This is a genomic window from Paeniglutamicibacter terrestris (genome assembly GCF_012271785.1).
GTDB lineage: Bacteria > Actinomycetota > Actinomycetes > Actinomycetales > Micrococcaceae > Paeniglutamicibacter > Paeniglutamicibacter terrestris.
This window is the reverse complement of sequence record NZ_JAAWVT010000008.1, coordinates 114427-126839: the sequence shown is the minus strand read 5'-3', so window position 1 is coordinate 126839 and position 12413 is coordinate 114427. Positions and strand designations below refer to the sequence as shown.

At 61.4% G+C, this 12413-nt stretch carries 11 protein-coding genes; 9 read left to right on the top strand and 2 right to left on the bottom strand.

Features of this window, described 5'->3' with window-relative positions; all coding sequences use genetic code 11:
- The first annotated feature begins 156 nt into the window (after positions 1-156).
- The 3 genes from HED64_RS15315 (at position 157) to HED64_RS15305 (ending at position 3939) form a co-directional block, all read left to right on the top strand.
- The gene (locus HED64_RS15315) at positions 157-1020 is read left to right on the top strand and encodes a hypothetical protein (RefSeq protein WP_168152856.1); all 864 of its coding nucleotides are present in this window, start codon (positions 157-159) and stop codon (positions 1018-1020) included.
- Positions 1021-1321: 301 nt separating this feature from the next.
- On the top strand, positions 1322-3121 hold the full coding sequence (locus HED64_RS15310) for a proline--tRNA ligase (protein ID WP_168152855.1): 1800 nt from the start codon (positions 1322-1324) through the stop codon (positions 3119-3121).
- 47 nt (positions 3122-3168) lie between these two features.
- Positions 3169-3939: a sulfite exporter TauE/SafE family protein gene (locus HED64_RS15305; RefSeq protein WP_168152915.1), complete on the top strand. Its 771-nt coding sequence runs from the start codon at positions 3169-3171 to the stop codon at positions 3937-3939.
- A 145-nt stretch (positions 3940-4084) separates the two neighbouring features.
- Here HED64_RS15305 and HED64_RS15300 read toward each other — a convergent pair whose 3' ends face one another.
- Complete coding sequence (locus HED64_RS15300; RefSeq protein WP_168152854.1) at positions 4085-5305, bottom strand: hypothetical protein; 1221 nt, start codon at positions 5303-5305, stop codon at positions 4085-4087.
- A 119-nt stretch (positions 5306-5424) separates the two neighbouring features.
- On the opposite strand from HED64_RS15300, the gene HED64_RS15295 reads away from it, so the two are divergent.
- The 5 genes from HED64_RS15295 to rbfA all read left to right on the top strand — a co-directional run bounded on the left by HED64_RS15295 (position 5425) and on the right by rbfA (position 11167).
- Positions 5425-6003 carry a ribosome maturation factor RimP gene (locus HED64_RS15295; protein ID WP_132361595.1) on the top strand — a complete coding sequence of 193 codons (579 nt, stop codon included), beginning with the start codon at positions 5425-5427 and terminating at the stop codon, positions 6001-6003.
- A 1-nt stretch (position 6004) separates the two neighbouring features.
- Positions 6005-6979, top strand: a complete 975-nt coding sequence (gene nusA, locus HED64_RS15290) for a transcription termination factor NusA (protein ID WP_168152853.1) — start codon at positions 6005-6007, stop codon at positions 6977-6979.
- A 183-nt stretch (positions 6980-7162) separates the two neighbouring features.
- Positions 7163-7531: a YlxR family protein gene (locus tag HED64_RS15285; RefSeq protein WP_342590743.1), complete on the top strand. Its 369-nt coding sequence runs from the start codon at positions 7163-7165 to the stop codon at positions 7529-7531.
- Between the two features lie 162 nt (positions 7532-7693).
- A complete protein-coding gene (gene infB, locus HED64_RS15280; protein WP_168152852.1) occupies positions 7694-10591 on the top strand; it encodes a translation initiation factor IF-2 in 2898 nt (965 codons plus the stop codon).
- Positions 10592-10729: 138 nt separating this feature from the next.
- Positions 10730-11167 carry a 30S ribosome-binding factor RbfA gene (rbfA, locus tag HED64_RS15275; RefSeq protein WP_132361589.1) on the top strand — a complete coding sequence of 146 codons (438 nt, stop codon included), beginning with the start codon at positions 10730-10732 and terminating at the stop codon, positions 11165-11167.
- Positions 11168-11269: 102 nt separating this feature from the next.
- Here the strand turns inward: rbfA and map are convergent, their stop codons facing one another.
- Positions 11270-12034 carry a type I methionyl aminopeptidase gene (gene map, locus HED64_RS15270; RefSeq protein WP_168152851.1) on the bottom strand — a complete coding sequence of 255 codons (765 nt, stop codon included), beginning with the start codon at positions 12032-12034 and terminating at the stop codon, positions 11270-11272.
- A gap of 69 nt (positions 12035-12103) precedes the next feature.
- Here map and HED64_RS15265 point away from each other — a divergent pair, with 69 nt between their 5' ends.
- The gene (locus tag HED64_RS15265; protein WP_168152850.1) at positions 12104-12406 is read left to right on the top strand and encodes a helix-turn-helix domain-containing protein; all 303 of its coding nucleotides are present in this window, start codon (positions 12104-12106) and stop codon (positions 12404-12406) included.
- Positions 12407-12413 lie beyond the last annotated feature (7 nt).

The following is a 12413-nucleotide window of genomic DNA, read 5'->3' as shown; positions in this document are numbered from 1 at the left end:
TTGAGCACATCCGGTTGAGGCAACCGACCACTAGCAATGGAAGAACTTGGCACGGAGTTACTCCGCCAACTGGTTTTATTGTGTAATGTGTACCTTATTGGCAGCGGATCGTCGCCGTCATCGCCGTGAATCACTCCCACGACATGAGGATCAAAGATGAAAAAGATAGCTATCTGGACCTTGCCGCTCGCCGCAACGCTCGCATTATCGGGCTGCTCCGGACTTATGGGTTCCGACTCGGCCGAATCACCGACACCAAGTCCGTCCGCAACAGTGCAGCCCTCCGCCAGCCCCACCCCGGAAGCCTCCGCAACAACGCCTGCCGCCACCGAAATCACGTCCGATTCCGGCTCTAGTTCGACCTCCGAGTCCTCCAGCGCTTCGGCCTCGGCGGATGCAGGATCCAACCACTCCGCTTCCGAAGATCAGCTCACTGCCCAAGAACTACTCGAGGTAGCGCAGTCGCTCGAAAGCTACTACGAGAAGGGCGGCGTGAAGATCATTAAAAATGCCGAGCTGAAAGCCTCAGCGGATCAAAGCAAGAAATTGATCGCCAGCATGAAGGTCAGCCCCGCAGAATGTGGAGTTTATGCATCATCGGGATCTATGGACTTGATGAGTCATATGAACATGGTTTCCGTCAGCATTCCCCGCAGCTCCAACGATGCAGGAATGGTAGTGAGCATCGGTTCGTTTGACGATGCCTCCGATATTGCTACCGCTAAGTCGATGGCGGAATCTAGCTCCAAGGACTGCAGCGAATTCACCATGACCATGGGTGGGCAAGAGATCACTGCCGCCGTGGAAACCGGGAAGGCCAACACCAAGGCCGAAAAGACCATCGCCACCATGACCGAGATCAACATGGCGGGACAAAAAACTCAGACGTTGTCGGTCAGTGGATACGACGGCGTAAACAACATCGGTGTCGCCATCGTCAGCCCCAAGGACGCCGATGTCGCGGTGGCGCGGGCAGAGGAATACCTCGACCTGGCTCTGCTGCACATGGCCGGTTACTAAAAAAGATCGACCCACGGTAGTCGGGTAGCCCACACGCGGTTCTCCGGTGACCAGTTCGCCTGCCCGGGTGCCACATGGCACCCGGGCAGCGACGTAAGATGGGGGAAGTGCCTTGCTGCTCCACGCTGCCCTGCACACCATTTTTGGTGTGGCAGAAATCGTGAGGTGGTTGGCCGCAGCGCTGCCTCACGAAAATCCCGATTGAGATTTACATCGAGCGGTGTGCGCCGGCTGCACAAACGATTTATCTGCCCCCACTATGTTGTGGTCTGGAAACAGGCCGCGGAAATGGAAAGTTAGCGTGGTTCTTAAGCTCTCCACCCTATTCCTGCGCACGCTGCGCGAAGATCCGGTAGATGCCGAGGTCGCCAGCCACAAGCTGCTGATCCGCGCCGGATACATTCGCCGTGCCGCTCCCGGAATTTACACCTGGCTGCCACTGGGCCTGCGCGTCCTGGGCAAGGTGGAAGCCATCATTCGCGAGGAAATGAACGCCATTGGTGCTCAGGAAGTTCACTTCCCGGCACTGCTGCCGCGCGAACCTTACGAAACCACGGGCCGCTGGACCGAATATGGTGACGGACTTTTCCGCCTGACCGACCGTAAGGGTGCCGACTACCTCTTGGCCCCGACCCACGAGGAAATGTTCACCCTCCTGGTGAAGGACCTCTACAGCTCCTACAAGGATCTGCCGGCGTACCTGTACCAGATTCAGAACAAGTACCGCGATGAGGCACGTCCCCGCGCGGGCCTGTTGCGCGGCCGCGAATTCATCATGAAGGACTCCTACTCCTTCAACATTGATGATGAGGGACTCGAAGAGGCCTACCAGGCACACCGTGGCGCCTACCTGAAGATCTTCTCCCGATTGGGCCTGGAAGTTCTGCCGGTCTTCGCCACCGCCGGTGCCATGGGCGGCTCGAAGTCCGAGGAATTCTTGCACCCGACCCCGATCGGTGAGGACACCTTCGTCCGCTCCGCCGGCGGCTATGCTGCCAACGTTGAGGCAGTGACCACCGTTGTACCGGCGGACATCGACTTCACCAACGCTGCGGCTTTCGAGGTCAAAGAAACCCCGAACACTCCGACCATCGAGACTCTGGTCAACTGCGCCAACGAGGTTGCCCCGCGCGCCGAAGGCGCCTGGAGCGCCGCCGACACCCTGAAAAACGTGGTGCTGGCGGCCAAGCTGCCCACCGGCGAACGCCAGCTGGTAGCCATCGGGCTGCCCGGGGATCGCAACGTGGACCTCAAGCGTGTTGAGGCAAACATCGCCGCCCACCTGGAAATCGGTGGCGAGGTGGAAATCGAGGCAGCAACCGAGGATGACCTCAAGAAGAACCCGACACTGATCAAGGGCTACATCGGCCCGGGTCTGGGTCAAGACGCCAAGGTGCTCGGCCTTGAAGGAAGCTCCAAGATCCTGTTCCTGCTTGACCCGCGCGTGGTCTCGGGAACCAGCTGGATCACCGGCGCCAACGAAGCCGGCAAGCACGTCTTCGGTCTGGTGGCTGGTCGCGACTTCACCGCCGACGGCACCATCGAGTGTGTTGAGGTACTCGCCGGAGATCAGGCACCGGACGGTTCCGGACCGCTGGAAACCGCCCGTGGCATCGAGATGGGTCACATCTTCCAGCTCGGCCGCAAGTACGCCGAGGCTCTGGAACTGAAGGTGCTTGACCAGAACGGCAAGCTCAAGGTTGTCACCATGGGTTCCTACGGCGTGGGTGTTACCCGCGCGGTGGCAGCCCTGGCCGAATCCAACCACGACGAGAACGGCCTGGTCTGGCCGCGCAACGTGGCCCCGGCCGACGTGCACCTGGTGGTCACCGGCAAGCAGGTTGAACTCTTCGAGGCCGCCCAGAAGATCGCCGATGAGCTGCACGCAGCGGGCGTGGAGGTCATCTACGATGATCGTCCCAAGGTCTCGGCCGGCGTGAAGTTCTCCGACGCCGAACTCATCGGTGTTCCGACCATCGTGGTCATCGGCCGCGGCCTGGCCGACGGTCTGGTTGAGGTCAAGGACCGCGCCACAGGTGAGCGAAGCGACGTTGCAGTAGACGAAGTGGTTGCGCAGCTGATTGCTCTGGCCAAGAGCTAAGCGTGATTGAAGCAGCAACTTTGCTGGATGGTTCCGGGCTCCAGGGAATGGAGCCCGGAACCATCGCGCTGATTGTGTTGGCAGGTTTTGCTGCCGGCTGGGTTGATGCGGTCGTTGGCGGCGGGGGACTGCTCCAACTTCCGGCGCTGTTGCTGGTACCGGGGATCTCCCCGGTGCAGGCCCTGGCCACCAACAAGATGGGCTCGATCTTCGGGACCACCACCAGTGCCGTGACCTACTACCGGCGCGCGCACCCGGATCTGAAGACCGCCATTCCCATGGCCATGGTGGCGTTGGCGGGCTCCTTTGGTGGGGCCATTTTGGCCACGTTGCTGCCGGCCGAGGTCATCAAACCCGTGATCATCGCCGCACTTATTGCCGTGGGCCTCTTTACCGTCTTTAGGCCAAATGCCGGTGAGCTCACGCAGTTGCGCTATACCGGCTCGCGGCACTACGCGGTAGCGGGTGTCATTGGCTTGGTTATCGGTGGTTATGACGGGCTGATTGGCCCGGGCACCGGATCATTTTTGATCATCGCCATGGTCGCGATGCTGGGCTACAACTTCCTGGCGGCCAGTGCCAAGGCCAAGATCGTGAACATGGCCACCAACCTCGGTGCGCTGGCATTTTTCCTTCCCACCGGGCATCTGCTCTGGGGGATCGGGTTGGTGTTGGGCGCAGCGAACATGGCAGGTGGCTACCTGGGCGCACGGATGGCGGTCTCCAAGGGCAGTAAGTTCATCCGGATCGTTTTCTTGAGCGTTGTTGGCGCGCTGATTATCAAGCTCGGTTACGACGTGCTGTTCCCCGCCGCGTAGGCAGCTGCTCAACCCGGCAACCGGGGGAGTGGCCAGTGCCTGCAATGACCGGTCTAGACAGCGAGGGTGGCTCTGGTGGCCGTGGAGATATCCACGGCCACCAGAGCCACCCTCGTGTTTTAACCGCTCTGGCGCCGGTGTGCGGTTAGTTGGCGGGTGTCGGGGAGGCTTCGTCGGCGCTTTCCGCGGTTGCAGGTTCAACGGCAGTGAAGTCCACGGTCTTTCCGCTGAGCTGCCGAGCCGCCAACGCCTGGGAGTAGGCGGCGCTCAAGAGATACGTCCGGGCCTCCCCGCTTTGGCCAGCAGCCCCGTCACGGAGCAGCAGCGCCAATTGGCCCTCACCGCTACGCGCCGCATCCATCGGGTTCTTGACCGCGTCCTTGGGTAATTGATACGCGGCCTGGCGCAGTGGTGCACAGTCATGATCGGCATTCAGTTTCGTCTCCAGCGCCGAAGCAAAATCCACCAGTACCTCCGAGCGCTCCCATGCCGTGCTGCGCAGTGCACCACTGGTCCGTGCGCCAGCAACGTTGTAGGCATAACCCATGCGGTAGGCGGCATCAACGATGCCACCTAGCTCAGCGCCGGAACCGTTCGCAGCTGTGTCTGTGGTGGTGGCAGTAGTTGTGTCCGGAGGACAGGCATCCACGACAAACGCGGGCATCGACGCCAGCGCCGCCTGATCCACGGTCGGACCCTGCTTCGCTCTCTTGCTCGACGCTGCCTCGGTTGATGCTTCTAGCTCCGTGAGGGGGGAGGGTAGGGCGTTGAGCGTCGCATCACTGGCCCCACTGGCGGCCAGCACACTGCGGGCCTGAAGCACCAACTCGATGCCCGACCCCGAAAGTCTGCGGGCCTCCTGCTCCTGCGCACTCAGTGCCGCTTTGAGCAGGCCATTACCCGCCTGTGCCAGGTCGGTAGAAAACTCCGAGACGCTCAGCGGTGGGACCGCGGCGACGGGTGCGGGCTCCGAATTTTGGTCGGAGGCGGGGCTTTGTGCGGTCTCGAGGGCGGCCAAAGCGCCCGGTGTGAGTAATTCGACATGCTCCCGAAGCATCGTCTGCGTCGCGGCTAAGACCGTGGTCGTTTTTGCGCCGGTGGAAGCGTCGGGGTATTGCAGCATCTGCGTGACGGACGCGAGCATCAGGGGTAGTTCATCGGTGGCTTTTGGTTCCGGAATAACTACCGGCTCGGTACCCAAAATTCGCTGCCATGTAGGGGTTTCCCGGTTCATAAAGATCCCGGTACCGAGCGTTGCTCCGGCCACCAACAACCCCACCACCAGTACCGTGAGACGGCGGCGCGCAAACTGGGCACGGCGCCCGGTCGGATCGGTACTTTTGGGGTTATGTGGCTGCTTATCCATCCCCTTGATCATCCCATGAGTGGTCCTCGCGACGGATTTGTGCCACGCGGTGGAAGACGTAGCGGCACAAAAGTCGCTACCCTAGGATTCACAACATCGAATAATGTGGGAGGACTTTCATGACCGGTAACACGGCAGACACCCAGCTCGAGGCAGAACGCCTCACCAAGCTACTGGAGCCCACCGTCGCCTCCCACCAGCTTGTACTTGAAGAAGTGCAGGTTCGCAAGGCTGGGGACCAGCGCATCGTGCACGTGGTCATCGATTTGATCGACGGCACCGACGGCATTGTGCTTGACCAGATTGCGGAGGTGTCCCGCTCGATCTCCGAGGCCCTGGATACCGATCCGTTTGATACCTCCGCTCCGTACGAGTTGGAAGTTTCCTCTCCCGGAACCTCACGCCCATTGACCCTGCCGCGCCACTGGCACCGCAATGTCGGGCGCCTGGTCAAGGTGAACGTGATCGGCGAGGACAACCTACTCGGACGCCTGATCGAGGTGACCGATTCCGGGATCACCATCATTCCGGACATTCCGGTCAAAAAAGGCATGAAGCCCAAGGTCGGCGAACCCCGCACCCTGGCATTTGAAGTAATCCGCCGCGGCAACGTCGAGGTGGATTTTGCACGCGCCGAGAGCGCGGACATCACGGCCATTGAGCTGGATGACGAAGACGAAGAAAACGTGGAGGCCTGAGTTGGACATTGATATGAGCGCGCTGCGCATGCTGGAGCGCGAACGGGAAATCCCGATCGAGGTTCTCATCCCCACCATTGAGCAGGCATTGCTCATTGCGTACCAGAAGTCTCCCGGAGCGATGCCGCAGGCACGCGCCGAGGTTGACCGCCGCAACGGCCACGTGACGATCTTCGCCACCGAAACCGAAGAAGACGGCACCGTGGTGGGCGAGTTTGACGACACCCCCACCGGATTCGGCCGCATCGCCGCATCCACCGCACGCCAGATCATCCTGCAGCGCTTGCGCGATGCCGAGGATGACAACGTCGTGGGTGAATTCAAGAATAAGATCGGCGAGATCGTCTCCGGACAGATCCAGCAGGGCAACAACCCGATCATGATCCAGGTGAACCTGGGTACCGTCGAGGCATTGCTGCCACCACCGGAGCAGGTCCCGGGCGAGAAGTACACCCACGGCAACCGCATCCGTTGCTACGTCGTGGATGTTAACCGTGGCCCCAAGGGTCCGGCCGTTACGCTCTCGCGTTCACACCCGAACCTGGTTCGTCGCCTCTTTGAACTTGAGGTCCCGGAGATCGCCGACGGCGCCGTGGAAATCATGGCACTGGCTCGCGAAGCCGGACACCGCACCAAGATTGCCGTGCAGGGCAACATCGCCGGCGTTAACGCCAAGGGTGCCTGCATCGGTGAAATGGGTTCACGTGTGCGCGCCGTGATGACCGAGCTCAATGACGAGAAGATCGACATTGTTGACTACAACGAGGATCCGGCGAAGTTCATCGCTTCGGCACTGTCCCCGTCGAAGGTCGTTTCGGTGACCATCACCGATCCCGACACCCGCTCGGCCCGCGTTGTGGTTCCCGATTACCAGCTCTCGCTGGCCATCGGCAAGGAGGGGCAGAACGCCCGTCTGGCCGCCAAGCTCACCGGCTGGCGCATCGATATCATCTCGGATGCCGTAGACGCTAAGTAATTCATGCGCTGGGCCGTCGCGCCCCCGCTACCCGCCGGACACCCTAGGTGCACCGGCCCAAGGGTAGTCGGGACGCGGCGGCCTTTTTGCGCATCGCGGCTTCCTCGGGGCGAGGCTCTGCATTGTGGGCCAGGGCACGCTCCACGAAATCGCGAAACGCGCTAGACTTATCTGTGGTCCACTGTGCAACGTGGTAAATCAAATGCGGGAGAAGATCCGAACGTGTCATTGCAGCAACAGCCGCAGCGCACGTGCATTGGTTGCCGCGAGGTGGTGGACCAGAACCAGCTGAAGCGCTGGGTGTTGACGGTCGAGAATGGCAAATCCATTCCCGTGCCGGATCCTACTCGGAGTTTCGCCGGGCGAGGTGCTTGGCTGCACCCGAACCCGGATTGTGCTCAACGCGCCGTGAAGCGCGGAGCATTCGCGCGGTCTTTCAGGACGAACGTGGATGTTTCCGCTCTGGTATCGGAGTCGAGGGCCAAGGACAGGACCCAACCTGGGAAACCGGCCTTTACGAACGTCCAACCTGAAAGCGGGTCAGAAAACTGATGGAAACCCGATGAGTTCCAAGCGATGAGCGCCTAACGATGACACATCGGTTAAGCGCCACAGCGCCTGTGGCATCCGATTTGGATGCTGGGCTAGACAGTAAACGTTGGTTCGTGCCAAAAACTTTTTAAAAGTGGGCGCGGACCTTCAGACAGGAGAAATGTGGCTAAGGTCCGCGTACACGAGCTTGCTAAAGAGCTCGGAATCACTTCAAAGGATGCAGTAACTAAACTGCAGGAAATGGGCGAATTCGTCCGTTCCGCATCCTCAACCATCGAGGCACCGGTCGTGCGCAAGCTGCGCGCCGCGTACCCGAACGCTGCCCCGGCAGCACCCAAGGCAGCCCCGGCTCCCGCAGCTGCACCAGCAGCTCCGGCCGCCCCGGCAGCTTCCGCCCCGAAGCCCGCAGGCTCCAAGCCTGCCGCGGCTCCGGCGGCACCCGCCGCACCGGCAGCTTCGGCTCCGGTTGCTTCGGCCCCGGCAGCTGCACCAGCAGCACCCGCCGCTCCGGCAGCTCCCAAGGCTGCCTCGGCCGCACCGCGTCCGGGCGCCAAGCCCGGTGCACCGCGTCCGGGTAACAACCCGTTCTCCTCCCAGCAGGGCATGCGCCCGGCCGGTGAGAACAACCGCAACGAACGCCCAGAGCGTACCGAGCGCACCGATCGTCCCGCGGGCCAGCGCCCGGGTTCCAAGCCAGGCGGACCGCGTCCGGGTAACAACCCGTTCGCTCCTCAGCAGGGCATGCGTAACTCCGGTGGCGCAGGCGCCGCTGGACCGCGTCCGGGTGGACCGCGTCCCCCGGCCGGTGCCGGTGGACCTCGTCCCGCAGCAGGTGCCGGCGGACCCCGCCCGGCAGCAGGCTCCGGTGGCCCCCGTCCGGGCGCTCCGCGTCCGGCAGGTGCCGCAGGTCCGCGCACCCCGGGAGGCGCTCGCGCTACTCCCGGCATGATGCCTAACCGCACCGAACGTCCGGCTCCGGCCGGTGGACGTCCCGGTGGCGGCGGCGGCCGTGGCGGTCCGGCACGTCCGGGCGGCGCCCCGGGCGGAGCTCCGGGTACTCCCGGTGCAGGTACCGGTGGCGGCGGCTACAAGGGCGGCGGCGGTCCGAACCGCGGTCGCGGTGGTACGCAGGGTGCCTTCGGTAAGGGCGGCGCAGGCCGTGGCAAGCAGCGTAAGTCGAAGCGCGCTAAGCGCCAGGAACTCGAGCAGATGAGTGCTCCGAGCCTTGGCGGCGTTTCGGTGCCTCGCGGCAACGGATCCACCGAGATTCGTTTGCGCCGTGGCGCATCGATCACCGACTTCGCAGACAAGATCAACGCCAACCCGGCAGCTCTTGTGACAGTGCTCTTCCACTTGGGAGAAATGGCTACCGCCACACAGTCACTGGATGAGGCCACCTTTGACGTCTTGGGTACCGAGCTCGGTTACGTTGTCACCGTCGTTTCCCCCGAGGACGAAGAGCGCGAATTGCTCGCCTCGTTCTCGATCGACTTCGACGCTGAACTTGAAGCAGAAACCGAGGACATGCTTGAGGCACGTCCGCCGGTTGTCACCATCATGGGTCACGTTGACCACGGTAAGACCCGTCTGCTTGATGCCATCCGTAAGTCCAACGTTATTGAGGGCGAAGCCGGCGGTATCACCCAGCACATCGGTGCTTACCAGATCCACCACGTGCACGAGGAAATCGATCGCGCGATCACCTTCATTGACACCCCGGGTCACGAGGCGTTCACCGCCATGCGTGCTCGTGGCGCCAAGGTCACCGACATTGCCGTGTTGGTTGTTGCAGCGGACGACGGCGTTATGCCGCAGACCGTTGAAGCACTCAACCACGCCAAGGCCGCCGGTGTCCCGATCGTTGTGGCAGTGAACAAGGTTGATAAGGATTCAGCGAACCCGGACAAGGTCAAGGGCCAGCTGGCCGAATACGGCCTGGTTCCGGAAGAATACGGTGGCGACACCATGTTCATCCACGTCTCGGCCTTGCGCAAGGTCGGTATCGACGAGCTGCTTGACGCGGTGCTGTTGACCGCCGATGCCGCGTTGGACATGCGTGCCAACCCGGACAAGGACGCTCGCGGTATTGCTATCGAAGCGAACTTGGATAAGGGTCGTGGCGCTGTTGCTACGGTATTGGTTCAGTCCGGTACCTTGGCAGTTGGTGACACCATCGTTGCCGGTACCGCTCACGGCCGTGTGCGTGCCATGTTCGACGAGAACGGTGACAACCTCGATATCGCCCTGCCCTCGCGCCCGGTTCAGGTCCTTGGCCTGTCCTCGGTCCCGCGTGCAGGTGACACCTTCTTGGTCACCGATGACGAGCGCACCGCTCGCCAGATCGCCGAGAAGCGCGAAGCTGCTGACCGCAACGCGGCACTGGCCAAGCGTCGTAAGCGCATCACCCTGGAAGACTTCGACCAGGCTGTTGCCGATGGCAAGATCGATACCCTTAACCTCATCCTCAAGGGTGACGTTTCCGGTGCCGTGGAAGCCCTGGAAGATTCGCTGCTCAAGATCGATGTTGGAGAAGGCGTGCAGCTGCGCGTTATCCACCGCGGTGTTGGCGCCATCACCCAGAACGACGTCAACCTGGCGACCGTTGATAATGCCATCATCATCGGCTTCAACGTCAAGCCGGCCGAGCGTGTTGCAGATCTGGCCGACAAAGAAGGCGTCGACATGCGCTTCTACTCGGTCATCTACGGCGCCATCGACGACATCGAGCTTGCTCTTAAGGGCATGCTCAAGCCCGAGTACGAGGAAGTCCAGCTGGGCACCGCGGAGGTCCGCGAGGTCTTCCGTTCCTCGAAGTTCGGCAACATTGCCGGCTCGATCGTTCGCTCGGGTACCATCCGACGTAACTCCAAGGCTCGTGTCACGCGTAACGGCAAGGTCATCGGTGAAGGACTTACCGTTGACTCGCTCAAGCGCTTCAAGGACGACGCCACCGAGGTCCGTACGGACTTCGAGTGTGGTATCGGCCTGGGCTCGTTCAACGATGTTACCGACGGTGACTTCATCGAGACCTACGAAATGCGCGAAAAGCCCCGCGTCTAAACCCTCACCGGTTTTAGACGTACAGCGGTAGCAAGGTAAGGGTGCGTATTCGGCCAGAGATGGCCGGATACGCACCCCTTGCATCCGCGGCACAGCATGTATTCGTAGTTTTCAAGACGTGAAAAAGAAGGAGTGATCATGGCCGACTCGGCACGCGCCGCTAAACTGGCCCAACGCATCAAGGTGGTTGTTGCCCAAGCACTGGGCAAGGCAGTCAAGGATCCCCGCGTGGAGGCCATCACGGTCACCGACGCACGGGTTACTAACGACCTGCAGCACGCCACCATCTACTACACGGTCTTCGGCGACGCTGAAGCCAAGGCCGATGCAGCAGCAGCCCTGGAAAAAGCCAAGGGTGTTCTGCGCAAGGAGGTCGGAAAGAACCTGACGGTTCGTCTGACCCCCACCGTTGAATTCATCGCGGACGAGATCCCGGTGAACGCCTCGAACCTCGAAGACCTTCTTCGGGCAGCCAAGGCCAAGGATGCAGAAGTTGCAGCCCTGGCCCAGGGCAAGGATTTTGCTGGAGAAGCAGATCCGTACAAGCGTGATGAAGAAGAAGAGGAAAACGCCTAAGCGTTAGGCCTAGCTTCACCAGCTGAAAAGGTCGTCCCGGCATCCACTTGAGAGTGGATGCCGGGACGACCTTTTTGTTGACTGCTGAAATCGATCTCGCAGCTAGTGGGTGAGGATGCGCGGGCCATCCTCGGTGATGGCGATGGTGTGTTCGGTGTGCGCGGTGCGCGCACCGGTGGCACTCTTGAGCGTCCAGCCATCGGCATCGGTTTTTAGTGTGGCGGTGTCCAACATGACCCACGGTTCGATGGCCAGCAGCAGCCCGGCGCGCAGCTTGTAGCCGCGTCCGGGGCGGCCAATATTGGCGATGTGTGGATCTTGGTGCATCGTTGATCCCACGCCGTGGCCACCAAATTCCGTATTCACCAAGTAGCCCGCATCGGTGAGAACCGAGCCAATGGCGTGCGAGATGTCCCCATTGCGAGCCCCGGGAACCGCGGCGTTGATGCCCGCAGCAAGGGCTAACTGAGTTGCCTTGATCATCTTGGCGTCCGTGGTGTTGATGGGCGTTCCCACGGTGAAGCTGATCGCTGCGTCCGCCACAAGCCCGTCAAGAGATGCTGCAAAATCGAGGGTGAGCAGATCACCATTTTTCAGCGCGTAGTCGTACGGCATTCCGTGAAGCACCGCATCGTTCAGTGATGTGCAGATGAAATGGCCGAAGGGTCCGCTGCCGAAGTCGGGTGCGTAATCGACGTAGCACGAACGTGCACCCGCCTCTCGGATCATCTCCCCGGCCCACTGATCAATCTCCAGCAGATTGGTGCCAACGGTGATCCGTTTTTTCAGGCTCTGGAGAACGGAGGAGATAAATGCTCCACTCTCAGCCGCGCGTTGCAGCTCGGCGGGGCCGAAAATTTCGATCATGGGGAATATTCCTCTCGTTGGCACCAATGATAGTACCGGTAATACTATACCGGTACTATCATTGGAACTATGGTCAGACTTCCACTTACTCCCGCCGAACTCGAACGCGGTCAGCAACTCGGTTCCCTCCTGCGTGCGGCTCGTACCGATCGATCCATGTTTGAGGTAGCCGTTGCTGCCGAAATTTCACCCGAAACCCTGCGCAAGATCGAAACGGGACGTATCGCCACCCCGTCTTTCTCCACCATCGCTGCGCTCGCTACCGTCCTGGGGCTCTCCCTTGATGAGGTGTGGGCATCCATCAATGGCCCGACGCTCTGCGGTAAGGGCGATGTCTCGGTGGGGGAGTCGGGCGAACGTTTGGCCTCCTGAGTATCGA

Excerpts from the sequence above, each read along its gene's own strand:
- map (WP_168152851.1), bottom strand. The coding sequence starts at position 12,034 with ATGATCGAAATTTTCGGCCCCGCCGAGCTGCAACGCGCGGCTGAGAGT.
- HED64_RS15300 (WP_168152854.1), bottom strand. The coding sequence starts at position 5,305 with ATGGATAAGCAGCCACATAACCCCAAAAGTACCGATCCGACCGGGCGC.
- HED64_RS15315 (WP_168152856.1), top strand. The coding sequence starts at position 157 with ATGAAAAAGATAGCTATCTGGACCTTGCCGCTCGCCGCAACGCTCGCA.
- HED64_RS15295 (WP_132361595.1), top strand. The coding sequence starts at position 5,425 with ATGACCGGTAACACGGCAGACACCCAGCTCGAGGCAGAACGCCTCACC.
- rbfA (WP_132361589.1), top strand. The coding sequence starts at position 10,730 with ATGGCCGACTCGGCACGCGCCGCTAAACTGGCCCAACGCATCAAGGTG.
- HED64_RS15265 (WP_168152850.1), top strand. The coding sequence starts at position 12,104 with ATGGTCAGACTTCCACTTACTCCCGCCGAACTCGAACGCGGTCAGCAA.
- HED64_RS15305 (WP_168152915.1), top strand. The coding sequence starts at position 3,169 with ATGGAGCCCGGAACCATCGCGCTGATTGTGTTGGCAGGTTTTGCTGCC.